At 64.2% G+C, this 24,561-nt stretch carries 29 protein-coding genes; 9 read left to right on the plus strand and 20 right to left on the minus strand.

Annotated elements, in window-relative coordinates; translation table 11 throughout:
- Positions 1-202: 202 nt before the first annotated feature.
- The 10 genes from ABD050_RS09945 to rpsU form a co-directional block, all read right to left on the minus strand.
- The gene (locus ABD050_RS09945; protein WP_343889147.1) at positions 203-460 is read right to left on the minus strand and encodes a hypothetical protein; all 258 of its coding nucleotides are present in this window, start codon (positions 458-460) and stop codon (positions 203-205) included.
- A gap of 438 nt (positions 461-898) precedes the next feature.
- Complete coding sequence (locus ABD050_RS09950) at positions 899-1,111, minus strand: hypothetical protein (RefSeq protein WP_343889148.1); 213 nt, start codon at positions 1,109-1,111, stop codon at positions 899-901.
- Positions 1,112-1,143: 32 nt separating this feature from the next.
- Positions 1,144-2,232 (minus strand): acyltransferase family protein, encoded by a 1,089-nt coding sequence (locus ABD050_RS09955; RefSeq protein ID WP_343889149.1) that lies wholly within the window; start codon positions 2,230-2,232, stop codon positions 1,144-1,146.
- A 53-nt stretch (positions 2,233-2,285) separates the two neighbouring features.
- On the minus strand, positions 2,286-2,408 hold the full coding sequence (locus ABD050_RS09960; protein ID WP_343889150.1) for a DUF2474 family protein: 123 nt from the start codon (positions 2,406-2,408) through the stop codon (positions 2,286-2,288).
- A complete protein-coding gene (gene cydB / locus ABD050_RS09965) occupies positions 2,408-3,415 on the minus strand; it encodes a cytochrome d ubiquinol oxidase subunit II (RefSeq protein ID WP_343889152.1) in 1,008 nt (335 codons plus the stop codon). Before cydB ends, ABD050_RS09960 begins: the two co-directional genes overlap by 1 nt.
- Positions 3,412-4,821, minus strand: a complete 1,410-nt coding sequence (locus ABD050_RS09970) for a cytochrome ubiquinol oxidase subunit I (RefSeq protein ID WP_343889153.1) — start codon at positions 4,819-4,821, stop codon at positions 3,412-3,414. The genes cydB and ABD050_RS09970 overlap by 4 nt, the downstream gene beginning before the upstream one ends.
- A 103-nt stretch (positions 4,822-4,924) precedes the next feature.
- Positions 4,925-5,497, minus strand: coding sequence for an FKBP-type peptidyl-prolyl cis-trans isomerase (locus tag ABD050_RS09975; protein WP_343889155.1), 573 nt, complete (start codon positions 5,495-5,497; stop codon positions 4,925-4,927).
- Complete coding sequence (locus ABD050_RS09980) at positions 5,494-6,141, minus strand: FKBP-type peptidyl-prolyl cis-trans isomerase (RefSeq protein ID WP_343889156.1); 648 nt, start codon at positions 6,139-6,141, stop codon at positions 5,494-5,496. The genes ABD050_RS09975 and ABD050_RS09980 overlap by 4 nt, the downstream gene beginning before the upstream one ends.
- A 71-nt stretch (positions 6,142-6,212) precedes the next feature.
- Positions 6,213-6,842 (minus strand): FKBP-type peptidyl-prolyl cis-trans isomerase, encoded by a 630-nt coding sequence (locus ABD050_RS09985; RefSeq protein ID WP_343889158.1) that lies wholly within the window; start codon positions 6,840-6,842, stop codon positions 6,213-6,215.
- Positions 6,843-6,933: 91 nt separating this feature from the next.
- On the minus strand, positions 6,934-7,140 hold the full coding sequence (gene rpsU / locus ABD050_RS09990) for a 30S ribosomal protein S21 (protein WP_034160206.1): 207 nt from the start codon (positions 7,138-7,140) through the stop codon (positions 6,934-6,936).
- A gap of 914 nt (positions 7,141-8,054) precedes the next feature.
- On the opposite strand from rpsU, the gene cysS reads away from it, so the two are divergent.
- Positions 8,055-9,500: a cysteine--tRNA ligase gene (cysS, locus tag ABD050_RS09995; RefSeq protein ID WP_343889159.1), complete on the plus strand. Its 1,446-nt coding sequence runs from the start codon at positions 8,055-8,057 to the stop codon at positions 9,498-9,500.
- Positions 9,501-9,542: 42 nt separating this feature from the next.
- Complete coding sequence (locus ABD050_RS10000) at positions 9,543-10,478, plus strand: NAD(P)-dependent oxidoreductase (protein ID WP_343889160.1); 936 nt, start codon at positions 9,543-9,545, stop codon at positions 10,476-10,478.
- A 39-nt stretch (positions 10,479-10,517) separates the two neighbouring features.
- Here the strand turns inward: ABD050_RS10000 and ABD050_RS10005 are convergent, their stop codons facing one another.
- Positions 10,518-11,099, minus strand: coding sequence for a TetR/AcrR family transcriptional regulator (locus ABD050_RS10005; RefSeq protein ID WP_343889161.1), 582 nt, complete (start codon positions 11,097-11,099; stop codon positions 10,518-10,520).
- 53 nt (positions 11,100-11,152) lie between these two features.
- On the opposite strand from ABD050_RS10005, the gene ABD050_RS10010 reads away from it, so the two are divergent.
- Positions 11,153-12,586, plus strand: a complete 1,434-nt coding sequence (locus ABD050_RS10010) for an 8'-apo-carotenoid 13,14-cleaving dioxygenase (RefSeq protein ID WP_343889162.1) — start codon at positions 11,153-11,155, stop codon at positions 12,584-12,586.
- 98 nt (positions 12,587-12,684) lie between these two features.
- Here the strand turns inward: ABD050_RS10010 and ABD050_RS10015 are convergent, their stop codons facing one another.
- A complete protein-coding gene (locus ABD050_RS10015; protein ID WP_343889163.1) occupies positions 12,685-13,146 on the minus strand; it encodes a Ros/MucR family transcriptional regulator in 462 nt (153 codons plus the stop codon).
- A 306-nt stretch (positions 13,147-13,452) separates the two neighbouring features.
- On the opposite strand from ABD050_RS10015, the gene ABD050_RS10020 reads away from it, so the two are divergent.
- A complete protein-coding gene (locus ABD050_RS10020) occupies positions 13,453-13,632 on the plus strand; it encodes a hypothetical protein (RefSeq protein WP_343889164.1) in 180 nt (59 codons plus the stop codon).
- Between the two features lie 24 nt (positions 13,633-13,656).
- On the opposite strand, the gene ABD050_RS10025 is transcribed toward ABD050_RS10020, so the two are convergent.
- A complete protein-coding gene (locus tag ABD050_RS10025) occupies positions 13,657-13,788 on the minus strand; it encodes a hypothetical protein (protein WP_343889166.1) in 132 nt (43 codons plus the stop codon).
- 622 nt (positions 13,789-14,410) lie between these two features.
- On the opposite strand from ABD050_RS10025, the gene ABD050_RS10030 reads away from it, so the two are divergent.
- Positions 14,411-15,784, plus strand: a complete 1,374-nt coding sequence (locus ABD050_RS10030; RefSeq protein ID WP_343889167.1) for a class II 3-deoxy-7-phosphoheptulonate synthase — start codon at positions 14,411-14,413, stop codon at positions 15,782-15,784.
- Between the two features lie 13 nt (positions 15,785-15,797).
- Here ABD050_RS10030 and ABD050_RS10035 read toward each other — a convergent pair whose 3' ends face one another.
- On the minus strand, positions 15,798-16,514 hold the full coding sequence (locus ABD050_RS10035; protein WP_343889168.1) for a PilZ domain-containing protein: 717 nt from the start codon (positions 16,512-16,514) through the stop codon (positions 15,798-15,800).
- A 245-nt stretch (positions 16,515-16,759) separates the two neighbouring features.
- Between ABD050_RS10035 and ABD050_RS10040 the strand changes: the two genes are divergently transcribed.
- The 4 genes from ABD050_RS10040 (at position 16,760) to ABD050_RS10055 (ending at position 20,000) form a co-directional block, all read left to right on the plus strand.
- Positions 16,760-17,920, plus strand: coding sequence for a YncE family protein (locus tag ABD050_RS10040; RefSeq protein WP_343889169.1), 1,161 nt, complete (start codon positions 16,760-16,762; stop codon positions 17,918-17,920).
- Positions 17,921-17,940: 20 nt separating this feature from the next.
- Positions 17,941-19,080, plus strand: coding sequence for an L-lactate dehydrogenase (locus ABD050_RS10045; protein WP_343889170.1), 1,140 nt, complete (start codon positions 17,941-17,943; stop codon positions 19,078-19,080).
- A 151-nt stretch (positions 19,081-19,231) separates the two neighbouring features.
- Positions 19,232-19,381, plus strand: coding sequence for a conjugal transfer protein TraD (locus tag ABD050_RS10050; protein WP_425542434.1), 150 nt, complete (start codon positions 19,232-19,234; stop codon positions 19,379-19,381).
- Positions 19,382-19,493: 112 nt separating this feature from the next.
- Positions 19,494-20,000: a Ros/MucR family transcriptional regulator gene (locus ABD050_RS10055; RefSeq protein WP_343889172.1), complete on the plus strand. Its 507-nt coding sequence runs from the start codon at positions 19,494-19,496 to the stop codon at positions 19,998-20,000.
- A 19-nt stretch (positions 20,001-20,019) separates the two neighbouring features.
- Here ABD050_RS10055 and ABD050_RS10060 read toward each other — a convergent pair whose 3' ends face one another.
- The 6 genes from ABD050_RS10060 to trbF all read right to left on the minus strand — a co-directional run bounded on the left by ABD050_RS10060 (position 20,020) and on the right by trbF (position 24,560).
- A complete protein-coding gene (locus ABD050_RS10060) occupies positions 20,020-20,922 on the minus strand; it encodes a HEPN domain-containing protein (protein WP_343889173.1) in 903 nt (300 codons plus the stop codon).
- Positions 20,923-21,142: 220 nt separating this feature from the next.
- Complete coding sequence (locus ABD050_RS10065; RefSeq protein WP_343889174.1) at positions 21,143-21,361, minus strand: helix-turn-helix transcriptional regulator; 219 nt, start codon at positions 21,359-21,361, stop codon at positions 21,143-21,145.
- Between the two features lies 1 nt (position 21,362).
- Positions 21,363-21,593, minus strand: coding sequence for a DUF2274 domain-containing protein (locus ABD050_RS10070; RefSeq protein WP_343889175.1), 231 nt, complete (start codon positions 21,591-21,593; stop codon positions 21,363-21,365).
- Positions 21,590-22,858, minus strand: a complete 1,269-nt coding sequence (locus ABD050_RS10075; protein ID WP_343889176.1) for a TraB/TrbI/VirB10 family type IV secretion system protein — start codon at positions 22,856-22,858, stop codon at positions 21,590-21,592. The genes ABD050_RS10070 and ABD050_RS10075 overlap by 4 nt, the downstream gene beginning before the upstream one ends.
- Positions 22,855-23,745: a P-type conjugative transfer protein TrbG gene (gene trbG, locus ABD050_RS10080; RefSeq protein WP_343889177.1), complete on the minus strand. Its 891-nt coding sequence runs from the start codon at positions 23,743-23,745 to the stop codon at positions 22,855-22,857. The genes ABD050_RS10075 and trbG overlap by 4 nt, the downstream gene beginning before the upstream one ends.
- Positions 23,742-24,560 (minus strand): conjugal transfer protein TrbF, encoded by an 819-nt coding sequence (gene trbF / locus ABD050_RS10085; RefSeq protein WP_343889178.1) that lies wholly within the window; start codon positions 24,558-24,560, stop codon positions 23,742-23,744. The genes trbG and trbF overlap by 4 nt, the downstream gene beginning before the upstream one ends.
- Between the last annotated feature and the right edge of the window lies 1 nt (position 24,561).

Genomic DNA, 24,561 nt, shown 5'->3' on the forward strand with positions numbered 1-24,561 from the left:
TGCTGATCCTGCCGCGCGGCCGCAGCCAGGAAGTCAAGAAGCTGATTGAGGCAATGAAGGCGTAGCACGCTCTGGTTTAGGACAATCCCCCTTTTCCCGACTTGGAGCTCAAGCTTGTCAAGAAACTGCATTGAAACGGCCGTGTGTCGGCATCGTGGTACGAGTCACGTTCCGCGGTCGTTCTGTACGATGACTTGTCCCCTCAGTTGCGCTCGTGGAGGGCGCAATAGGCCATACGTTCCCAGATATTGGCGGCATCGCTCGGTAGGTCGCGGCGGTTGCCCTCTGCCAGCATCTGGTCAGTCGGCGTCCGTATGATGGTCAGCATGCGAAGTGCTGCAGTTGTATAGGGGGATCTTTCGCTAACCGACAATCTCTCCCACTCTTGGTCGGCTTCGATCGAATCTGCGCCCGAAAGGCTTGCATGAATTCCCCGGGCGATCCGCATCAGCATCGTCATGCAACTATCCTCAGCTAGCACCGACTCCTCTCTCATCTTTTCGGATTCCATGTCCGTGTTCGCAGAAAACACGAAAGCAAGATCAGAAGCAAATGTCGTGATTTGTCCGTGGTACGACATGCTCACCGAAACGCCGCCGCTCCAGGCCGGCCAGCCGCTCTGCCGTCAATCTGGAAGGGCTACCAGAGCGCGCCCACCACGCCTTGGGTCAGCAAGGCCGAGATGGCATGACTTATCGCGGGTGCCAATCTTTGCTGGTCGCAGGACATTGTGACGTCGGGATCGAAGAATGAGGGTTTTGATCACCGGCGCAGCGGGCTTTATCGGGATGAGTGTGACGCATGCGCTGGTCCTGCGGGGCGACGGCGTCGGCATCAACAATCTTAACGATAATTATTCGGTCAATTAAAGCGGGACCGGGTCGAGCGGCTAACGGCGTTAGGGGGCGATTTCTGTTTCAGAAACGGTCGAACTTTCCGACCATTCAGCACTCGAGAAGGTGCGGGAAACCACCATTTCGAACGCATTTTGCATTTCCGGGTCCAGGCAGGCGTGCACTATTCGATGTTCGACGAGCGGATCGACATCCCAGTCGCGCCTGACCAGGCAGCACAGATGGGGCAGTGCCTCGCGCTTGCCGGCGCGTTGCATTATCCGGCCCCACCGTGATCCGGGCGAAACGCCTAGCGACCCCCGGTAATGAGCCTCAGAAAACCGGGCGCGACGACATTCAGTACGCGATGCGCAATGAGCGCGAGGCCGATCACCAGGACAGGCAGCACGGCATAGGTCGCCAGTACCGTAGCTGCCGTCATCGGCAGCGCACGAAAGGCCAGTTTCTTGCCGATCGTGACCAGCGGTTCGTGAACCGCGAAAACGAAGAATGATGCGCTGCCCAGCGCCACGAGCCGATCGCGAAGCCACGCCGATTCCGCCAGCCAGCGGCTCGCCTTGAGGGCGAGCACAAGCCCGACTGCCATTGTCGGGTGAAGCAGATAGTTGCCATGCCCCGCTAGCTGCTCGGCGCGGAGCGCGACGAGCAAAAGGACGAACGGCACCGCGAGCCACGACCCGAGGCGGTCGACCTCGAACAGCGACCATCCCCGGATCGCGACAAAACTGCCCAGGTAGAAGAACAGGGTCGGCTCCGCTGCCGGCACTGGCGTTGGCCAGATGTTGAAGATCCACGCGGCGGTGAGCGCCGTCAGCACGATCCATGGCACGTGGCGCGCGGCGAGCCACAGTAGCGGTGACATGATGACCAGGATCATCAGATCCCGGATGAACCAGAATTGATAGGCGATCGGATAATGGGTGATGCCCAGAATGAAATCGATCATCTGAAAAGGCGTCAGCGTCGCAAACGCCTGGTTCTCACCGTTGAAAAGCGGCGCAAGCGGCGGCACGCCCTGGGCGATGGCTACCAGGCCGAACAGTGCCAGATTCCAGAAAAGAAAGGGTATGAGCAGGCTCTTCGCCCGGCTGCGCAATTTCGCCCGGTAGATCTCCCCCGAGAAAGCCGCACCGCGGAAAAACAGGAAGCCCGACATCATGAAGAACAGCGGCACCGCGATTCGCGCGATCGATCCGGTCACGATCTGCACGCCTTCGACCGTCCGGGCATCCACCAGTGCGCGCGACCCATCAGCGAAATTCGCGGTGACGCCGCTGGCATGGAGATAGACGATCAGGACGATCAGCGGGAAACGGAGAACGTCGAGTCTCACCAGATGGTTGTCACGGCCCGCGGGCTCGGTCGGCATATCCTCCATGGCGGCAGGCGCTACCACGCGCACAGGGCGGGTGAAACCCGGCCGTCGGCTGTTCAGCCATTAAGCCACCATCGCAACACCATGGCCACAGCGCCCAGCGTGGCAACGCTCATAGCCCAGATCGCGCCCATCCAGGCGAGCCGCTTCCACAGAGGTCCGGCCGTATCACCCGTCATCAATGATAGCCTTCGGTGCCGACCTTGCCGCGGAACACCCAATAGGCCCATCCGGTATAGCCGAGGATCAACGGCAACATGATCCCGGCCCCGATCAGCATGAAGAGCTGCGAGGATTCAGGCGCGGCCGCGGCCCAGATCGTCACTGCATCCGGCACGATATAGGGGTACATGCTGATGCCGAGCCCGACAAAGCAGAGTGCGAACAGAGCCAGTGTCAGCAGGAAGGGCGCACTCTCGGCTCCCCGCCCGAGCGCCCGCCAGAAAATCAGCCCGAGCAGCGCGACCAGCACGGGAACCGGCGCGGTGAGCAGGATACCGGGCATCGTCAGCCAACGCGTATAATAGTCATGGGCGAGGAACGGAGTCGCTGCGCTCACTGCGGCAATGGCAAGCAGCGTGATGATCCCGTAGCGCCGTGCAAGCCGGCAAGCCCGTTTTTGCGCGTTCCCTTCGGTCTTGGCGATCAGCCAGGTGCTGCCGAGCAACGCATAAGCGGCGAGCACGCTTCCCCCGGTCAACAGGCTGAAGGGCGTCAGCCAGTCAAGCCAGCCGCCGCCATAGCCGCGCCCGGTGACCTTCACCCCCTGCAACAGCGCGCCGAGGATGATGCCTTGCGCCAGCGCGGCGACGACTGAGCCGGCGGTGAAGCCGAAATCCCAGAAGGCACGGTGCCGTGGGTCGCGCCAGCGAAACTCGAAGGCGACACCGCGGAACACCAGGCCGAGCAGCATTGCAATGATCAGCGGATAGAAAGCGGGCATCAGGATCGCGAAGGCGAGCGGAAATGCCGCCATCAGGCCGCCCCCGCCAAGCACCAGCCAGGTCTCGTTGCCATCCCACACCGGCGCGATCGCGTTCATCGCCGCATCGCGCTCCTCACCCACGCCAAAGGCGGGAAAGATGATGCCGATGCCGAGATCGAAGCCGTCGAGCACGACATAAGCGAAGACCGCAAAGGCGATCAGGAACGCCCAGATCGTCGCGAGATCGCAATTGACGCTCATGACATCTGCCCTCCGCTCGGCTGCGCAGGCCCGGGCGTGATCCCGGCGGTACGGATCGGCGCATGGCCGAGTTCCGGCTCGCCTGGCTCGACACCCTTCGCGATCAGCTTGAGAATATACCAGGTGCCGATGCCGAACACGGCGAAATAAACGCCCACAAAAGCGATCAGCGAGGCGCCTACCGCCGGCGCCGCCAGCGGCGAAGCGCTCTCGGTGGTGCGCAGCAAATGCCAGACGGTCCAGGGCTGTCGCCCGACCTCGGTGGTTACCCAGCCGGCGATAACCGCCACAAACCCAGCTGGCCCCATCGCCACGCCCGCGCGGTGAAGCCAGCGCCAGTCATAGAGCCTGCCCCGCGCCCGCGCGACGAGGCTCCACAACCCGAGCCCGAACATGGCAAAGCCAAGGCCGACCATCACGCGGAATGACCAGAAAAGGATCGCAACCGGCGGCTGCTCATCGGCCGGAACGGTATCGAGTCCGGCAAGCGGCGCGCTCAGATCATGCTTCAGGATCAGCGAGGACGCTTTCGGAATTTCGAACGCATAGTCCATCCGCTTTTCGCGCCCATTGGGAATCCCGAACAGGATCAGCGGCGCGCCGTCGGGATGGCTGCTATAATGGCCTTCCATCGCCATCACCTTCGCCGGCTGATGGTCGAGCGTGTTGAGCCCTTGCGTATCGCCGGCGAGGATCTGGATCGGAGCGACGAGCGCGGCCATCCACATCGCCATCGAGAAAATCTTCCGCGCATGCGGATCAGTGCGGTCCTTCAGCAAGTGCCACGCGCCCGTGGCGCCCACCACCAGCGAGGTGGTGAGATACGCGCCGATCACCGTATGCGCGAGCCGGTAGGGGAAGCTGGGGTTGAAGATGACCTTCAGCCACGATCCCGCCATCACGAACTGCCCTTGTGCGTTGATCGCATAGCCGGCCGGGGTCTGCATCCAGCTGTTCGCCGAGAGAATCCAGAAAGCCGAGATGAAGGTGCCGAGCGCAACCATGCAGGTTGCGGCGAAATGCAGGCGCCTGCCGACCTTCTCCATGCCGAACAGCATCACCCCGAGGAACCCCGCTTCGAGGAAGAAGGCGGTCAACACTTCATACGCCATGAGCGGGCCGATCACTGGACCGGTCTTGTCGGAGAACACCGCCCAGTTCGTGCCGAACTGGTAGGACATGACGATCCCGGAGACGACGCCCATCGCAAAGGCGACCGCGAAGATCTTCAGCCAGAACCGGAAGATATCGAGATAGAGTTGCTTGCCCGTCCTCAGCCACAAGGCTTCGAGTACTGCGAGATAGCTCGCCAGCCCGATCGAGAAGGATGGAAAAATGAAGTGAAAGCTGACCGTAAACGCAAATTGCGCGCGCGCGAGCAGAATCGGATCGACAGCGTCGAACATGGGTTTCCCCCCTGATTCGCGCGGCTTTGCGCCTCGATTCGCGCGGGTGCAAGTGCAGTCGATGCAGCTGCCGTGTTGCGCGGGACACGGTGCCCGAGCCCGCCTATTTGGAGTGGGATGTCCCTGGCTGCGCCGCGCCCGGGTCGGTCGCCTGCTGCTGTTGCATCATCTGGCGAACAACCGCTTCGGGCAGGAAATCGATCATCTCGACGTCGAAGACAAGCAGCGAATTTGCCGGAATCGGTCCACTCGCCTCGCCGCCATAGCCAAGGCTCGGCTTGATCCAGAAGCGGTATTTCGCGCCGCGCGTCATCAGCTTCAGGCCCTCCGAAAAGCCGGGGATGACCTCCGTCACCGGCATCGGTGTCGGCTGCTCCGACTTGTCGAATGTCGTTCCATCGGCCAGCCGGCCCTCGTAATTGACAAGCGCCACATCCTGGTCAGTCGGCCTTGCCTGGTCGGCACCGGGTTCGAGTACCTGATATTGCAGGCCGGAGGCGGTCTCGACGACACCCTTTGCACCGCGATTCCCGGCGAGGAACGTCGCGACCGGATCGGGCGCTACCTGCGCAACCGCGGGCTGGACGACGCCTGACGGAACGCCCGACAGAATTCCGACCAGGACGATCGATGGAAGGGCGCCTTTCCGAAGCGGCGACGCGAGAGTCAGGCTCATTTTCCGGCAGGCGCCCCGGCCGGCGGCGGCGCACCGGCGCCGGGTGGCGGGCCCATGCCCTGCTGCTGCATCTGTTGCTGCTGCATCTGCATCTGGCGGATCACCGATTCGGGCAGGAAATCGAGCAGCTCCAGGTCGAACACCAGTACTGAATGCGCCGGGATCGGGCCCGCAGCCTTGTCGCCATAACCGAGGCTCGGCTTGATCCAGAAACGGTATTTGGCGCCCTTGGACATCAGCTTCAGCGCTTCGGAAAAGCCCGGGACCACACCCTGACGACCGGTCTTCTCGTCGGCTGCGACAACCGGCATCGGCGTCGGTTGCTCGGACTTGTCGAAGGTCGTTCCGTCTGTGAGCTTGCCCTCGTAGTTGACCAGCGCAACATCAGCATCGGTTGGCTTGGCACCGCCCTTGCCCGGCTTGAGAATCTTGTACTGTAGCCCCGACGCGGTCTCGACCACCGTCGAATCGCTGCTGCGGTTCTTCGACAGAAATGCACGGGCCGGATCGTTGAGGGCACGCCATGCGCTCGGCGCCTCGAACGCCGCCAGCGTCAACAGCGCACCGACAATGATGCCGATCGCGAGGAAAACCAGCGCCCGGCTATCGACGGCCCGCTTCGGCTTGGGAGGGATGCTGGCCATCGGGCGATTCCTTGGGAACTGGAAAGATCGAGAAAAGCGGAAAAGGGGCGCTCGACGATCGGCGTCTGGAATCAGGGGCCAGCCGGCGGCCCGCCAGCGCCCGGCGGCATCCCGCCACCCGGCGCGCCACCCTGTTGCTGCTGCATCATCTGCTGCTGCATCTGCATCTGGCGGATGACCGATTCGGGGAGGAAATCCATCAGCTCGACGTCGAACACCAGCACTGAATGCGCAGGGATCGGGCCGGCCGCCTTGTCGCCGTAACCGAGACTGGGCTTGATCCAGAAGCGGTATTTGGCACCCTTGGTCATCAGCTTCAGCGCTTCGGAAAAGCCCGGGACGATGCCCTGGCGGCCGCTCTTCTCGTCGGCGGCGATGACCGGCATCGGCGTCGGCTGCTGCGACTTGTCGAACGTCGTCCCGTTGGTCAGCTTGCCCTCATAGTTGATCAGCGCGACGTCCTGATCGGTCGGCGACACGCCACCCTTGCCGGGCTTGAGGATCTTGTATTGCAGGCCGGAGGGGGTCTGCACGACGCCCGGTTCCCGGCGATTCTTGGCGAGGAAGGCCGTGACCGGGTCGGTCGGTGCCATCAAGGCAAGCGCAACCGCGCCCAGCACGGTGGCGACGATGCCGGCCCACAGATATACCAGCACGCGCCGCTTGACGGGTTGCAACGGAACGGCGGTGATCGAGGACATTGAAGGCCACCCTGAAGCGGCGCCGCTGGGGAGCCGAAGATTGGTAAAGAGAGAGCCGGACGCGAGCCGGTGAGCGCGCGTCCAGACGGTCTTACCGGGCCCCGTCGCGCTCCAGACGCTTGCGCTCGAGCTTGCGGGCGCGGCGAACGGCGGCGGCGCGCTCACGGGCGCGCTTCTCGCTGGGCTTCTCATAGTGACGGCGCAGCTTCATCTCGCGATAGACGCCCTCGCGCTGCAGCTTCTTTTTCAGGGCGCGCAGCGCCTGGTCAACATTGTTGTCGCGAACGATGATTTGCATAAACCCGCCGAACTCCGAATCAATAGAAATTGGTCGTCGCAGACAAGGGTCCGCGCCGTGTGGGGCTGGCCCCTATCAGTGGTGCCATCAAGTTTCAAGTCACTTGGCAGGCACCAGCCTGTTGCGCCGGTCTCAGGCCAACGAACGCCTACCGTGCCGCAGCATTGATACGAAATATCGGAAGGGGCGTCTGGCCTCAGAGCCTCGAGACCGGGACTGCTCCCTTGATAGGTGATGGGGTCGGGCCATGGGTCGATCAAGGTGATCGTGCATTTGCGAATCCGATTGTGGGACTCAGCGCTGCGGTCAGTTGCATTTGCTGCACTTGCGAAAGAAAAATATTCCATTAAGATAAATTACGTACTTCGAGTCGCTCGCATTACCGGAGGTGTACATGGAGTCGATCTTATTTGGCGCGGCCATTTTCTGGGGTGCGCCGCTCGCACTCGTTTTGGGCGCTGGTGGTCTGGCGCTCATTTCCAGGCGCTCCCGCTCGGCCATGTCTCATTTCTTCGTTGGCCCTGACGTATCCTTATCCGAAGAGGGCATAAGCGAGAGCTCCCCAAAATAGCAAAAGAAGGATGCCGCCGATCCATACCGTACGTGCGCGCGCTATATGAGAGACGTCTTGCTTCATGAGTTTTATCGCAGCGAGAAAATCAAGAAATGCTACATTCGTCCTTGATCCGTATCAAGGCGAATTACAGCCGGTTCGACATGCTTTAGCGTAAGCCCGATGAAATGGCTCCCCAACCATATCGGGATTAATCGGACGCGCCCGGTAATCCGGGCAAAGCCAAGGCAGCGTCCTTAGCCGCGAATTCGCCCTGATCAGTTACGGGCGTTCGCGAAGTCTATAGCCAGATCGTGGCAGGCGTTTGCATGCCGGTCGAGGACCGCTATTGGCACGCTCCATGACCACCAGACCCCTTACCCTCTACGACAGCCTCACCAGGTCGCTCAAGCCGTTCCAGCCGACCGACCCGGCCAATGTGCGCGTCTATTCGTGCGGGCCGACGGTCTATAATTACGCCCATATCGGCAATCTGCGCGCTTATGTTTTCACTGACACGCTGAGCCGGGTGCTGACCTGGAAGGCCAAAGCAATGGGATGGGGCCCGCTCACCCACATCATCAACATCACTGATGTCGGCCACCTCACTTCCGACGCCGATGTGGGTGACGACAAGATGGAGGCGGCCGCACGGGCGAGCGCGACCAGCATCTGGGACATCGCTGCGCACTACACAGCGGCGTTCAAGCAGAATCTCGAGGACCTCAACATCCGCGCACCGTCGCGCTTTCCGCTCGCGACCGACCATATCGCCGAGATGATCGACTTCGCGACCGATATCGCCCCCAGGCACTGCTATCAACTCGAGGGCGGCCTCTATTTCGACGTGAGCACCGTCCCCGATTATGGCCGCCTCGCCCGGGTCGCCGACGACGAGCGCGAGGGCCGGATCGATCCGGTCGCCGGCAAGCGCCATCCCCAGGACTTCGCGATCTGGCGCACTTCCGCACCGGGCGAGAATCGCCAGATGGAATGGGATTCGCCCTGGGGCCGCGGCGCGCCGGGCTGGCATCTCGAATGCTCGGTGATGAGCCGGAAATATCTGGGGGCCAGCTTCGACATCCATACCGGCGGCATCGATCACCGCGAGATCCATCATCCCAACGAGATTGCCCAGAACCAGGCACATTGCGAATGCGCCGATACCGGCGCCGCTTTCTGGATGCACAACAACTTCCTGGTCGAGCGATCGGGCAAGATGTCGAAATCGGGCGGTGGCTTCACCACGCTCCGGTCGCTGGTCGATCTCGGCGTGCATCCCCTCGCCTACCGCCTGATGTGCCTCAGCGCGCATTATCGCAGCGAGCTCGAATTCTCGGGCGAGAATCTGGCGGCGGCGCTGACGCGGCTGAAGCGGCTGGTAATGGCTACCCAGGCCCTTCGTGCCCGCAGCGACGGAACCGAGACGGGGGACGCCTCGCCCTATGTCGAGGCGCTCGACGCGGCGGTGTCGGACGATCTCAACACCCCGCGCGCGCTGCCGGTGCTCGACGAGATGCTGGCAGACAAGAAATTGTCGGCCGCAACGCGATTGAAGGCGCTCGAGTCATTCGACGACGTGCTTGGGCTGGCGCTGTCCGACCTCACCCGCGAGGCGCTGCGGGTGCGACCGGCACAGGCGACGATCACTTCGGCCGAGATCGAGGCAAGGCTGGCCGAACGCCGCGAAGCCCGCGCGGCGAAGGACTTTGCCCGCTCCGACGCGATCCGTGACGAGCTCGCGACGGCGGGTGTCGAGGTGATGGACGGCGATCCGCTCGGCTGGGACTGGAAGCTGGCGCTTTAAACTCCTCTCCGAAAAAGGGGAGGCAACTGATAGGGCATTTTCATGAAAGCAGTCCTCCCCGCCCTCGCCCGTCCGCTCCTCGAACCGCGAATCCCGGCGGGCCTGGATGTCGCATGGTTCGCCAATCATGACGAAGCGAACGCGATGGTGGTCGATGCCGATATCGCCTGGGTCGACCAGCAACGCCCTGGCTGGACCGCCGAGACGATCAGCCGCGGCAGGAATCTCAAATGGGTTTCGACTATCTATGCCGGGCTCGATTCCTTCCCGCTCGATCAGTTGAAAGCGCAGCGCGTCACCGTCACCAACGGCGCCGGCATCAACGCCATCGCCGTCGCCGAATATACGGTGCTGGGCGTGCTCGCGGCAGCGAAGCGCTTCGATGAGGTGATACGCATCGCCGATCGCCACGAATGGACGACCGATGCCCCCGGCAGGACCGAGCTGTTCGAAACCAGCGCCCTGATCATCGGATACGGCACGATCGGGCAGTTGGTCGGCGAGCGGCTCGAGTCCTTTGGTGTCGCGGTGACGGCGGTGACCCGCTCGGGCCGGGGCGGCACGCTCAGACCCGACGAATGGCGGGCGACGCTCGGCGACCATGACTGGGTGATCCTCGCCGCCCCGTCGACCGACGCCACCAAGGCAATGATCGGCGCCGCCGAGATCAGTGCAATGAAGCGCTCGGCCTGGCTGATCAATATCGCCCGCGGCGACATGATCGATCAGGAGGCGCTGATCGAGGCGCTCACCGCGCGGCGCATCGCCGGCGCCTTCCTCGATACCGTGCACCCCGAACCGTTGCCGCCCGAGCACCCGCTATGGACCGCGCCCAACACCATCCATTCGATGCACCTGTCGGGCCGCAGCCAGACCAGGATGTTCATCCGCGCGGCAACCTTGTTCCTCGACAATCTCGAGGCGTTCGTGGCCGGGCGGGAAATGCGGAACGTGGTCGATCTCGAAGCGGGCTACTGAATTCTTTTTCCTTCCCTCCCGCAAGCGGTAGGAGAGAAATTATTTCCCGATCACCCCGGCATCCACCACCCGGTCGATCAACGCATCGTCTACCGGCACCTGGCCGTCGAGCATCAGCATCGCCAGGCCATGCGCGATCGCCCAGGCCTGCAGCGCCACGACCTGCGCATCGCCCCCGACTCCTTCAGCGAGCGCCGCGGCATTGGCGCGCAGGAAGGCCATTGCGTCATCCTCGGGCTTGCCGTCGAGCAGATCAGCTGTCGCTGAATTGGCGAAGATCAGCCGGAACAGCGCCGGATTGGCGAGCGCGAACCGAACATAGGCCGCCCCCGTCGCGCTGAACCCGGCGACTCCGCCCCCCGCCGCCTCGGACGCCGCGCGTTGCGCCGCCGCAAGCCGCGCCAGCCCCTCGGCCGCCAGCGCCGCCATCAGCGCGCGCTTGTCGGGGAAATGGCGATAGATCGCCGTCGGGCTCACCCCCACCGCCCGCGCGACTTCGCGCAACCCGAGATCGTCGGCCGCACGCGCCTCCAACAGCGCAAGCCCCGCCTCGATCAGCGCAGCGCGCAGATCGCCATGATGATAGCTTTTGGCCGGAATCGCTGATTCGGATGTTGACACTGTTACCTTCGCATCTTAATGTGAACGCCGTCAACTTAGAGCTGGAGGCCGGAATGGCAAGCACGATCGAAAACGCGATCCGCGGCACCGTCATGAAGGGCATTGAAGTCGTCGCCGATTTCAATCGCGGTCGCATGCCGCACGACACGGTCCATCCCTTCCTGACCGGCATCCATACGCCGATGTCCGAGGAGCTGACGCTCGAGGATCTGCCCGTCACCGGCACGATCCCGGCGGCGCTTGACGGCCGCTACTTGCGCATCGGCCCGAACCCGGTCGCACCCGACCCCGCCGGCTATCACTGGTTCACTGGCGACGGCATGGTCCACGGCCTCGCCATCCGAGACGGCAAGGCGCTCTGGTATCGCAACCGCTGGATCCGTTCGAACAAAGTCGGCAAGGCGCTCGACAAGGCCCCCGCCCCCGGCCCGCGCCATGGCAGCTTCGACACCGTCAACACCAATGTCGTCGGGATCGCCGGGCGCACCTTCGCCCTGGTCGAGGCCGGCAGTTACCCGGTCGAGCTGTCGGACACTCTCGACGAGCAGACCTACAATCCCTTCGACGACACGCTGATCGGCAGCTTCACCGCCCATCCCCACCGCGATCCCCTCACCGGCGAGCAGCATGCCATCGCCTATGAAGCGACCGATACCGAGACAGTCCGGCATGTCATCCTGTCGACCGAGGGGCGGGTCGTCCGCGAGGAGCCGATCGCCGTGAAGAACGGCCCCTCGATTCATGATTGCGCGATCACGTCGCGCTATGTCGTCGTGCTCGATCTGCCCGTCACCTTCTCGATGAAGGCGCTGATCGGCGGCCACAGTTTCCCTTATCGCTGGGACCGCGACCACCAGGCGCGGATCGGCCTGTTGCCCCGGGGCGGCAAGGGAAGCGAGACGATCTGGATCAACGCCGATCCCTGCTACATCTTCCATGTAGCCAATGCCTATGACCTGCCCGATGGCCGCGTGGTGATGGACGCTGTCGTCTACGACACGATGTTCGCCGAAAGCTTCTCCGGCCCCGACGCCGCACCGCGCGGATTCGAACGCTGGACGATCGACCCCGGAGCCGGCACCGTCGAGTGCCGCTCCATCGACAATACGCCACAGGAATTTCCCCGCGCCGACGAGCGCCGCTTCGGCCGGCCCTATCGCTACGCCTGGACGATTGGCCTGCCCGTGCACAGCGACGCGTTCGTCGGCGCGAGCTATCTCCTGAAACATGATCTCGAAACCGGCGCGCGCGAGGTCCATGATTTCGGCGAGGGCCGCGATCCCGGCGAGTTCGTCTTCGTTCCCGCCCATGCCGATGCGGCCGAGGGCGAAGGCTGGATGATCGGTCTGGTGATCGACGTGCGCAACGAGACCACTGATCTCGTCATCCTCGACGCCCAGGCCTTCACGAGCGCGCCGGTCGCCAGCATCCGCATCCCGCACCGCGTGCCCCCTGGCTTTCACGGCAACTGGCTCTCCGCTGTCTGATCTGCCGGCACCAGCTGTCGCTGAGTATCCACTGATAGACGATACTTCTTGTAGTGCGACCGCAGATCAATGACGCGCCGGCCGCATACCGCCCGCGGTTACACCGATGGCGATACGAGACCAAGCTTCCGGCGCTCCCGCGGTGCCGAGGGGGTGGTCTCGACCATCTTTCCCCTGCGCCCCAGCCCGATCGTCACCGCCAAGGCGCGACGAAATTCGGAATATCCAGGCGCCGTCATGGGATAATCAGCCGGCAAATTGAAACGACCGCGGTATTCAGCGGGCGTCAGCCCGTTCAGCGAGAGATGCCGCTTGAGCATGCTGTACGGCTTGCCATCGATCATCGAAATGATCTTCGCCGGGTCCGCCAGGCTCTTGCGAATGCTTACTGCGCCCACATGCTCGATCGCTTCCAGCGCCTTCTCCGCGTCCAATCTCGACAGAGCGCGATGCACTGAAGCAATCACTTCGGCGACCTCGCCAGTCGCCACGCGGTTATGCGCGACAAAGGCCGCGGTAATTTCTGCGGTCAGTTCGGTAAGCCGCGCCTGATCAGTCATTGATATCGCCCTTAAGCGCCCATTGGCCTCCCGGGCCTGCGCAGAGTGACAGAACTTCTTCCGTAATTCAACAAAACGCGTTCCCTGCTCGCTCGCGCGACTCCGTCCGAACTGGAGTCCAATGCAGCATCAGTCCACCGTTCTTGGAGGGTGAATGATTGCGGCAGCCCCGCCGAGGCGGACGACGACGGCGGGCACCTTCGTTTCTTTCGGGCGTGCAATGATTTCTCATTTCCAGCGCAACCGATTCGGCATACAATCTCGTCAAGGATGCTTGGGGGTAAACCGCATCGCGGGAGCCGCCAGATGAACGTCGTCGAGCGTATCAAATGCCTATGGGGTTACCATCGCCGCGACGGCAGGCGCATCCACTATAGCGGTACATTCGATTCTCCCATTTGCGCCGGCTGCGAGCGGCAGATGGTTCGGGAACTTCGCCAATGGCGGATCGCAAAACCCGACGAGCGACATGACGAGGGGGCCTGATCGGTGGCGCATACAGTACGAAAATCACAACTGGAGATCGAGGTCGAATTGCGGATTCGTGCCATCGAGATGAGCGAGGCGGATGGGAACGGCGACGATATACCGCAACCCACGATAAGAATCCTCAGCGAAGCTGACTCCGAGACGGGCGTCCATTGGATGCTGGGCAATGTTTCGTTGCGCGGCGCGGCATATGTTCGGACCGCGGCCCGTGAGATCGCGCGCGAATGGGAAGTCGAACGGCGCGAGGCGCTCCGTTAATCTGCGCACAGATGTGCCCCGCCGCTGGCGGTGCTAGCCGCTGGCTCTGCCGAGGATTGGTCCGCAGCCTGTGTATGATCCAGATGGACGTAGCGCATGCCCAGCGTGCATTGCCGACGCGCCCCAACAGGGTAGATCGGCGCGACGAGCACGGCCTGGCGGGTTGGATACGCGCCGGCTGCCTCAAACCGTCCACAGAAGGGTAATTGACCGCCGCCGGCTCCCATTCGACGCTGCGTTGCGCGGCAGATTGATCGCAAAAAACCTCCGAGGCCGGCCACGCGTTATACGAGCCTGCCGATGGTAATGGATGTATATCTGTTCGAGCAGGAGGATTGCCGCAGGCGCAGTGAGGTCGGGCGAGCATGAATAGGATCAATGTCGCCCTCGGCTCCCGGTCGCCATGGAACGAACCCTCCCATCCCGCCGGGACAAGGAGAAACTTTTCCTTGATTGCGACAAACGCCGTTTTCCCGCATGGGGCCTCTTTAATTTCGCAACCACTGGAAACGACACGATGGCCGCCAAATGGGCCCCCGACAGCTGGATGAAGGCCGAAGCCCGCCAGCTCCCGACCTATCCGGACTCAGCCGCGCTCGACGCGGCGACCAATACGCTCGCCACCTTCCCGCCGCTCGTCTTCGCGGGCGAGGCGCGCAACCTGACCGCGGATCTCGCCAAGGTTTCGGAAGGCAAGGCCTTCCTTCTCCAGGGCGGCGATTGCGCCGAGAGCTTCGCCGAGCATAGCGCGAACAATATCCGCGACACCTTCCGCGTCATCCTCCAGATGGCGGTCGTGCTGACCTATGCGTCGAAGCTGCCGGTGGTGAAGCTCGGCCGGATGGCCGGCCAGTTCGCCAAGCCGCGCTCGGCCGATACCGAGATACAGAACGGCGTCGAGCTGCCAGCCTATCGCGGCGACATCGTCAACGACATCGACTTCACCGCGGCCGGCCGCGCGCCCGATCCGCAGCGGATGATCCGCGCCTACAGCCAGTCGGCGGCGACGCTCAACCTGCTCCGCGCCTTCGCCAATGGCGGCTACGCCAATCTCGCCCAGGTGCATCGCTGGACTCATGATTTCATGGGCCGCAGCCCCTGGGCGAAGAAATTCGCCGAGACCGCTGACCGGATCGGCGAGGCGCTCGAGTTCATGGCTGCCTGCGGGATCAGCCCCGAGACGGTGCCCCAGCTCAGCCAGACCCAGTTCTACACCAGCCATGAGGCGCTGCTGCTCCGCTACGAGCAGGCGCTGACCCGGCAGGACAGCCTGACCGACGAATGGTACGACACCAGCGCCCATTTCCTGTGGATCGGTGATCGCACGCGCTTCGAGGGTTCGGCCCATGTCGAATATCTGCGCGGCATCGGCAACCCGATCGGCATGAAATGCGGCCCCTCGCTCGAGCCCGACGCGCTGCTCCGCCTGCTCGACACCCTCAACCCGGCGCGCGTGCCGGGCCGGATGACGCTGATCACCCGCTACGGCCACGACAAGATCGAGGCAGGCCTGCCTAAATTGATCCGCGCGGTTCAGCGCGAGGGCCATCCGGTGGTGTGGAGCTGCGACCCGATGCACGGCAATGTCATCAAGGCCGCCAATGGCTACAAGACGCGCCCCTTCGACCGAATCCTCGCCGAGGTCCGCGGCTTCTTCGCCGTTCACCGCGCCGAAGGTTCGATCGCCGGCGGCATCCATGCCGAGATGACCGGCCAGAATGTGACGGAGTGCACCGGCGGCGCAGTCGATGTGACCGAGCAGTCGCTGGCCGATCGGTACCACACGCATTGCGACCCGCGATTGAACGCGGGGCAGAGCCTGGAACTGGCGTTCCTGCTGGCGGAGATGCTGAACGTGGAGATGGCTGAGCGGCGGCGGGTGGCGGCTTAGGCCCGAGCCTGCGTCAATCCGGCGCGGTTATTTCCGCTTCGTCGCCAGCCGTCGCTTCCGGAAAAGCCTCATCCGGCCCGATGGTCGCACTGATCGCGGTCAGATCCGCGACGCTATCCAGCATCGTGTGCGGAATCGGTTCGTTGAAACGCAGGCCCGCAACGCGATCGTTCGACCATTTCACCACGCCGCGCTGCTCGAGCCCGTTTTCGAGCGTTACCTTGACACGCACCCCTGTGCGCAGGCCACCGCCATGCGAGATTTTCATGCCATGCTGCGAAATGTCGAGCGTGCGGATCGGTTGAAGGCCGGCTTCAGTCGCCGCCGTACCGAGCAGGCCCACCGACAGGCGCGGCGGGCGATTTTTGCCCGAACGCCCCTTGTCCGCCAGCGACTGAAGCAGGTCGAGGCTGTCGATTGGCTCCATGAAGCGAAGCCCGACCCGGCCATCCTCCGACCACATGATCTCGGCGGCCAATGCGATCGAGTCCGAAAGGGTGATCGAGATACGGCCGCCAATGGCAGCGTCCAGACCGGTTATCACCATCATGCCGTGGTCGGAGATATTCTTGACCCGGCAAAGCCCGCTGTCCGTTTCGGTGCTCGCCTCGGCGATCAGATAGACCGTGCAGTTGCGGGAACTGGCCCGCTGCGAAAGCGCAGCACGATCCGCGGTTGAGACAAGCTCCCCGGCTGGCGCACTGGCGACGATCTGATTCGAATTTTTCACGACTCTCCCCGGCGCTGAGGGGATGGTGCAATCGCGGCAGATGGCCAATGCCGGGCATGTCCCTAAGTAATGTTGCGAGGTTGACGATCCGGGCCAACATCGCCGCCCGCCCCCGCACTTCGGCATTGACGGTCAGGGCAATGAGCCCGGCACAGTCTCGGAAGCCCGGTTGCGCCGGCCACGCTGTCGTGACATGCTATATCCTATAGGGTTCATGAGAGGCCCTGGATCTGTGGAGGGTCGCCATGAAACCAATCCTGCTGCTCGGCGTCATCACCGCCGCGCTCGCCTCAGCTCCGGCCAGTGCCCAGATCGCCGTCTCCGCAAACGACGGCAAGCAACTTCGCCCCGGCGAGGCAGCAACCACCCGCACGCCCGACACGGTCTCAGTCCTCGATCTGCGCAGCTATCCGCCCAAAATGATCGGCTCGGTCCAGGCGCCGGCGAGCATGATCGGCCCACCTGCATCGGTCGCTGTCGCGCGGGACGGAAGCTTCGCGCTGGTCAGTGCCGCGCAGCGCCTCACTGCTGCCGGTGAGCTCGAACTCAACGATACGCTCTCGGTGATCGATCTCGCCAATCCCGGGGCGCCCCGGGTCCTCCAGACAGTTCAGGCCGGCCCCGGCGCCAGCGGCATCACGATCAACCGCGCCGGCACGCTCGCGCTGATCGCAAGCACTGGCGATGACAGCATCTCGATCTTCTCGATCGCCGGGAAGCACCTGACCCCGGAAGGAAGACTCCAGCTGCCGGCGAAGAGCCGCCCGACCGATGTCGATTTCGCGCCCTCGGGCAAGACTGCGCTCGCCGTCGCGCAGGGCTCGGGCCAGCTCATCACGCTCACCATCACTGGCAAGGCAGTGACGATCGGCGGCACCGTCAGGACGGGCGTGCAGCCCTATGGCGTCGCCTACAGCCCCGATGGGCGCTTTGCCTACAACACCAATCTCGGCGGACGCACGCCATCGCCGGGCGCCGCGCCGGCGACCGGCCCGCGCACCGGCACCGTCACCGCGGTCGATCTCGCGACCCGGGCGGTCACCAGCGTCGATGTCGGCCTGACGCCCGAGCATCTCACCCTGTCGGCCGACGGCAGATATATGGCCGTGGTCATCGCCAACGGCTCGGCGGCTGCGCCCGGCTCGGCCGGGTACAGCCCTTTCGGCCTACTCAAGATCTACAGCGTCAGGGGCGCGACGATCACGCCAGTCACCGAAGCGCATAGCGGCGCCTGGTGCCAGGGCGCGCTCTTCATCGGCGGCCACAAGACGGTGTTGATCCAGTGCGCGATGTCGCGGGACATCGAGGTCTATCGCTTCGACGGCAAGGCGCTGACGCGCGACGAGGCGGCGACGCTTCATTTCGACGCCCGCCCCGGCGCGATCGCGACCGCGACAAGCCGCTGAGGAGGCGCTAGGCTTCGCGCGTGACACCGGCCTGCATCGATGATTTCCGCCTCCTCGCAAAGGCGCGGCTGCCCGGCTTCCTGTTCGATTATATCGATGGCGGCGCCTATTCGGAATCGACGATGCGCGCCAATGTCGACGACCTGCAGCGGCTGAAGCTCCGCCAGCGGGTGATGCGCGACGTCTCGCAGGTCGATCTTTCGACCACGATCTTCGGTCGCCCCGCCGCCCTTCCCGTTGCGCTCGCCCCGATCGGGCTCGCCGGTATGTATGCGCGCCGCGGCGAGGTCCAGGCGGCGCGGGCGGCCGAAGCGGCCGGCGTTCCCTTCATCCTCTCCGCTTCTTCCTGCTGCGGCATGGAAGAAGTCGCGGCCGGCACTGGCGTGCCTTTCGCTTTCCAACTCTACATGATCCGCGATCGCGGCTTCCTGGCTGCGCTGCTTGCCCGCGCCGCCGCGCTCGGCGTCGAGACGCTGGTGCTGACGGTCGATCTGATCGTCCACAGCGCCCGCTATCGCGATGTCCGCTCGAGCCTCACCGGTCCGCAAGGGCTCGGCGCGCGCCTGCGCCGCTTCGCCCAGATCGCAACCCATCCCGGCTGGGCCTGGGATGTCGGGGTCCGCGGCCGCCCGCACATGCTCGGCAATTTCGCGCCCGTCATGCCCGAAGGCGCCGGCCTCGCGCAGTTCACCCGCTGGGTCTCGCGCAATTTCGATCCCTCGATCACCTGGGCCGATCTCGACTGGATCCGCCGCCATTGGAGCGGCCGCTTGGTTATCAAGGGGGTGCTCGACCCCGCCGACGCAGTCGCTGCCTGCGATGCCGGCGCCGAGGCGATCATCGTCTCCAACCATGGCGGCCGCCAGCTTGACGGTGCGCCTTCGACGATCACCGCCCTGCCCGCGGTGGTGAAGGCGGTCGCGGGCCGGGCGGATGTTCTGATGGACGGCGGCATCCGCTCGGGGATCGACGTGTTGCGCGCAATGGCCCTAGGCGCGAAAGGCGTGCTGCTCGGTCGGGCCTGGGCCTTCGCGCTTGCCGCGCAAGGCGGCGCCGGTGTCACCCGCATGCTCGATCTGCTGCACCACGAAATGGCGGTCGCGATGGCGCTGACCGGCCAGACCGACGTGAAGCGCCTCGACCCCGAGATGCTGCAATAGATCGCGGACGCGCTGGAATTCGACGCAAACCGCATTCCCTATGTCAACTACGAGTTGATCGTGGCGAGATGGCTGTTGGAAGCGCCAGCGGCTACGGGGATATAGAACGCGCCTGCTGATCGAACCCGGCGGCCCGGTTGCCAAGTCCGGCCTGATCGCGCTGACAGGCGACGACCGTGCCGTAATCCTGGGCGCACTCGCCGAAATCGCCGCAAGACTTCGAAGCGAAGACAGCGAGCAGACGATCCTGCTCTGGCGGCGGCGCGGCAAGCGGATGTTCGAGAACAACGAAACCGATTAAGCAGTTTTTACGGGCCTGCGAGCATCGACTCCAGCGAAACATTCATTATGAATACACCTGCCGAGTGCAGCGCAAATGCTTGCCGGCCATTCAAACCACCCAGGAACTACACATGTCAGAAGAAACCTCCCTGAACGCGGTCGAGCTCGCGACCGAACTTACCATCGCCTGGCTCGGCAATCAGAACAACCGGGCTGCCGCGGAAGACGTGCCGACGTTTCTGCGCACGATGCACGCGACCGTGACCGAACTTGGGTCGGGATCTTCGGCTCCTGCTTCGGGCGACGAAAGCGCAGCGCCCGCGGAAGAATTCACACCCGCCGTCACGGTCCGCAAGTCGCTCGCGTCAAAGGATCACATCATCTCGCTGATCGACGGCAAGCCCTATAAGACATTGCGGCGGCATCTGTCGGGGCACGGCCTGACGCCGGAACAGTATCGCGAGCGCTACAAGCTGAAGGCCGATTACCCGATGGTCGCCGAGAATTACTCCGAAGTGCGCCGGGCGATGGCGCACAGGATCGGCCTCGGCCAGAAGGGTCGTCGGACGAAGACTGCAGCGGCAACTCCGGCCCCGGCCAAGCCGAAGCGCGCACCGCGCGCGCCGAAGACAGCCTGACCCAGCGAGCGCCGTCCGGTCACTGACCGGGCGGCGCGAGCCTCTCCTCGCACACGGCCTTCACCAGTGCCTGAAGCTCGGCCACGCGCTCCCCGAGCCAGCGTAATTCCTCGTCACTGATCTCATAGTGCGGCGAGTAGCGCGCGTTGACATAGGCCTGACGCAGCAACTCGAAACAGCGTCGGCTGAACTTGTCGTCGCGCGGCCAGGCCGCGATCAGACGCGGCGCGATCTGCTCGCACTGCGAGCGCAGAAAATTGAGCCGGTGCGATTTTGGCGCGTACAAAGTCAGCGTGAGCAAAGTGCAGTGATAGGCCCGTTCGGTCGCCTGATGCAGCATGAAGGCTGCATCTCTCGATACGCCGTTCGCCATGCTCACGCGCGCCAAAGTCAGCGCGTGCTCTGACAATGGGAACCAATGATCAAAGTGCTTCTGCGCTTCGGCCCTGGCCTCCTCGAGCGGCAGATCACGGGAGCTGGCAAAGCAGAACCCTTCCGCCTCGTAGAGCGCGATTCCCTGTTTGATGATATCAACGAAGAACGGTCGCCCCTTCTCAAGCTGGGCGTTCACATCATTGAGCGTGTGGACGATGAAGCTGACAGGCGCGCTCAGCGCATGATTGATCGTCAGGTCCCGCATCAGCCGGTCCTCGGCCGCCGACCAATATTCGAAATCCGCCAGCCGCTCGTCGCTGACGACGATCAGGATGTCATAATCGGAAGTGTAGCCCCCGACCGGATCATCGACCCAGTCGCCGCGCGCATACGAACCGTACAGCACGAGCTTGAGGATGCGCCCCTGCTTCTTCCATTTCTGGGTCGCGAGCGCATGCGCGTCGGCGAATTCCTCGAACAGCACGCGCACGACATGGGCAAGCTCGCGCTGCTTGGATGCCGGCAGATGGTCGAGTTGATCACGCATTACAGACATTCCTACCAACAAGCGCCCGGCGATGCCCAGCCCTCACAGGCCGGACACCGCCGGTTTGGATGCTATCACCACCAGCAAAGCCAGTTGCTGCGCTCCCACCGTCGCAGCCTACCGCCATTCATCTGGCGACACAGTTTCTCCAGCCCCTTGGCGAACTGCCGCTCGACCTCACGCGGGGTGGGGCCGGTGCGCCTAGCGAGTTCCTCATAGCTCAGGTCTGACCCTCAGAAGACTGCCGGTTCACGAACCGATGCAGGCTCGCGACGGTCACGAGCGTGCATCTGCCGACCTTGATCATCTCGAACTCACCATCGGCGAGAAGGAGGTAGAATTTGGACCGGCTGAGGCCCAGCATGCGCAGCGCCGTCGGGACGCGGACCGTGATCGGGTCCGGCTCATTGGTCGGCCGTGTTGCTTTGGGCGGCGGCATCTCATGATCTCCCGACATCAGCCTTTTGGGCCTTCACGAACTCCCGGTCACTGGCCAGGAAACTGTCCAACATCGCCGGGATGAGGTCTGACAGCGCTTCCTCCCGACCATAAGCTTGCTTGTAGAGCGCGGCGTACCGCGTCAGGTCAGCATGCAGTTGCGGCGTGATCTGGATGCCGAGCTTGATCGGCGTCCGATCGGGCAGCTGCGCCAGTCTGAGATCGCCCATCATCGATCCTCCTGCCAAGGTTTGAGAACCAAATCCTGGTGCACGACGAGTCTTATCGGCGCGCCGGGGCGTATCGTGATGGTCGGCTGCACCTGGAGATTGCGCGAGGTGAGCTGATCGCCCGCCCGTGACACGCTTTGCTGAGTCGATTCCCGCAACGCCTGGACGAGATCGCTCTCGCCGCTGAACTGAAGCTCGGCACCCACCCCGAGGAGAGTCGACAGCACCACACCCTTGAGCAGCGTCCAGGTGTGGAAGTCGACCTTGTCGGCAAGCCCGGCGTAGCCGGAGGGATCTGTCGTAGGTACATTGTCGATCCGCACCGAACTGCCATCCGGGAACAGGATGCGCTGCCAGACGACGAGCGCGCGGCGCTGACCGAATGCGATGACGCTGTCGTAGGAACCGATCAGCCGCGCCCCCTGCGGGATGAGCAGGATCCTGCCGGTCGCGCTGTCATAAACCCGCTCGGTAACCTGGGCGGTGACCAGCCCCGGCAGATCGGACCTGAGACCGGTGATCAGGCTGCCCGCGATGATGCTGCCGGCGGAAAGTGTATAGGGCGACGGCAATGGGACCAGCGGATGCGGGTTTGTGTCGCCAGTCTCGTCCACGGCATGCGTGAAGTCGCTCTTTCGCTGCTGGGCGTTCGGATCACGATCCGGATCCATGCCGATCCTCGGAGTCGTGTCAGGCGCTGGCGCACCCGGCACAGTCGAACCAGGCATGGCCGTCCCCGTCGCCGCGACTTCAGTCGCGTGATTGCCTGATCGCACGAGCAGCCCCGACTCGCGAGCCGCTTTCAGTTCAGCGACCTGGCGCTGCCGGGCTTCCTCGGCAGATTGCGCAATGCTCGCCGGTATCGCTGGAGGCGGTTCGGCACCGAGTTGTCGCTGCCGATCGAGGATCGGACGCCCGAGATCGCCGGGCAGCGGCGGCCCGAGCTTGGGTACGGCCGCATAGCTTTCGGGCAGCACGCTCAGCGTGTTGGCCGGCGGTTTCGCGCCGACCGCCTGGTCGTCGCCGCCGGCCGCCAGATGGAGCGCATGCGGTTCGAGCGCGAACCACGCTGTTCCTACTACGCCTGCCGCGGCCATTGCAGCGATCGATACGATCACGCCGCGCTTGAACCGGATCGCCCGGGCCGGCCTGGCGCGCAGGACAAGGGTTTCGGGATCGACCTTGCCCTGCGGCGGCGGCACCAGCGGCGCCTCCGCCTGCTCCTCGGATTGAGGCCCCTGTCCGGCCGATTGCGGGTCTTCGCTCATGACGCCCTCCGCTTGGCGGGATGATCGGTTGCGCCATCGGCAGCACGCACGATGCGGACCACCTCCTGGTGCTTGGTGCCGAGTCGAAGCTCGGCCACATCAAAGATCCGGTCGACGACATAGAAGCGGCCGCGGAGCCGATAATTGACCAGCTGCGCCGCGCCCTTCGCGTCGACCAGGAACAAGGGCGGAGCTTCACCGACCGCCAGGCTCGCCGGGAATTCAATGAAGGTCTGGCGGCCATCATCGAAAGCGCGGAGCGGCCGCCAGGCCGTGCGATCGCCCGACAGGACATAGTTGAAATGAAGTTGATCGACATCGAGGCCCTGAGCGACCGGCGCGGCGGCGATCGCCGCCTCCCGCTGATGCCTCAACGCGATCAGCGCGTCCTGCGGATAGGTCCAGGACAGCGCCGACATGGCGGCGCCCGCGGCACTGGACAACGCGAGATGGTAGGTCCGGCGGTCGGTCGTGATGACGAGGTTGGTGACGAGCCCGGCAGCGAACGGCTTCACCAGGACATGGGCGCGCTTCTCGGCGCCGTTGCCGCTGCTTGTATCCCCGATCACCCAGCGGGCGGTGTCGCCGCTCGCGACCGACCCGAGCACCTCGCCCGGCTGGAGCGCGATGTCGGTCACGCGCTCCGGCGCGGTGTAGACATGGTAGATCGCTCCGTCGGCAAAAGGCTCGATCGCGCTCGCGTTGATGAACGCAGGCGGCCTCGGCTCGAGCGTGCCCGCGCGGTTGGCTGCAGCGACCGCGGTCGCTGGTGTCGTGCTGTGCCGCCCAGTGTGGCGAGGGCGTCCACCCTCGGCCGAGAACGCGCTCGTGCTCACCAAGGCAAACGACATGGCAAACAGGGCGGGCAGGTATCGGGTGCGGATCATTGCCGGTTCTCCAGGATCGGATCGGATGGGAGGGCGCCGAGATTCGGGTCGAGCGGGGAGCCGAGCGGAATGCTGGAAGCCTGGACGGGCCGAGTTGCCACCGGCGCAGGCGGCGGCGGCGTGCTGGCGGCAGGTTCGAGCTCGCGGCTCCAGTCGATCGCATCGACATAGACGCCGAGCGGGTTCCGGCGCAGCGTGTCGGCCGAGGCCGGCGGCTTGATCTTGACCGTCAGGATGCCGGTCCAGTGCGACACGCCAGTTTGCGCGCCGCGATCGAATGCCGTCTCGGTCCATTTCACCTGGAACGACTGGTCGGACGCCCGGACGACGCTCGTCACCTGGACCGAGATGGTCTTCTCGCCCACCCTGGCAAACGGGTTTGTCGATCGTGCATAGTCGCCGAGGAACTGCGCGCCGCGCTGCGTCGAAAAGTCATAGGCCGACAGCCAGTCGCGCCGCATCAGGACAGGATCGAGCGAGACCGAGCGGACCTTCTCGATGAACCGCGCCAGATGCCAGGCGATCTGCGGATCAGTCGGATGATAGCCCGCCTCGGCCTCGGTGACGGCGCGCGCCTCGCCGAGCCGGTCCACCTCGACCACATAAGGCGTCACCCGGCTCTGCAGCGACTGCCAGACCAGGGCGCCGGACATGGCGGTCGTGAGGGCCAGCCCGCCAAGGGCCATCAGCCGCCAGTTGCGCGCCTGGACGCGGGCCGAGCCGATCCGCTCGTCCCAGAGCTGGCCGGCCCGCTGGTAGGGCGTCACGGGTTCGGGTGTGCGACCATAGCGCTGGACGCTTCGCTTGAAGAGCATC

The sequence above is a fragment of the Sphingomonas oligophenolica genome (assembly GCF_039522915.1).
GTDB classification, from domain to species: domain Bacteria; phylum Pseudomonadota; class Alphaproteobacteria; order Sphingomonadales; family Sphingomonadaceae; genus Sphingomonas; species Sphingomonas oligophenolica.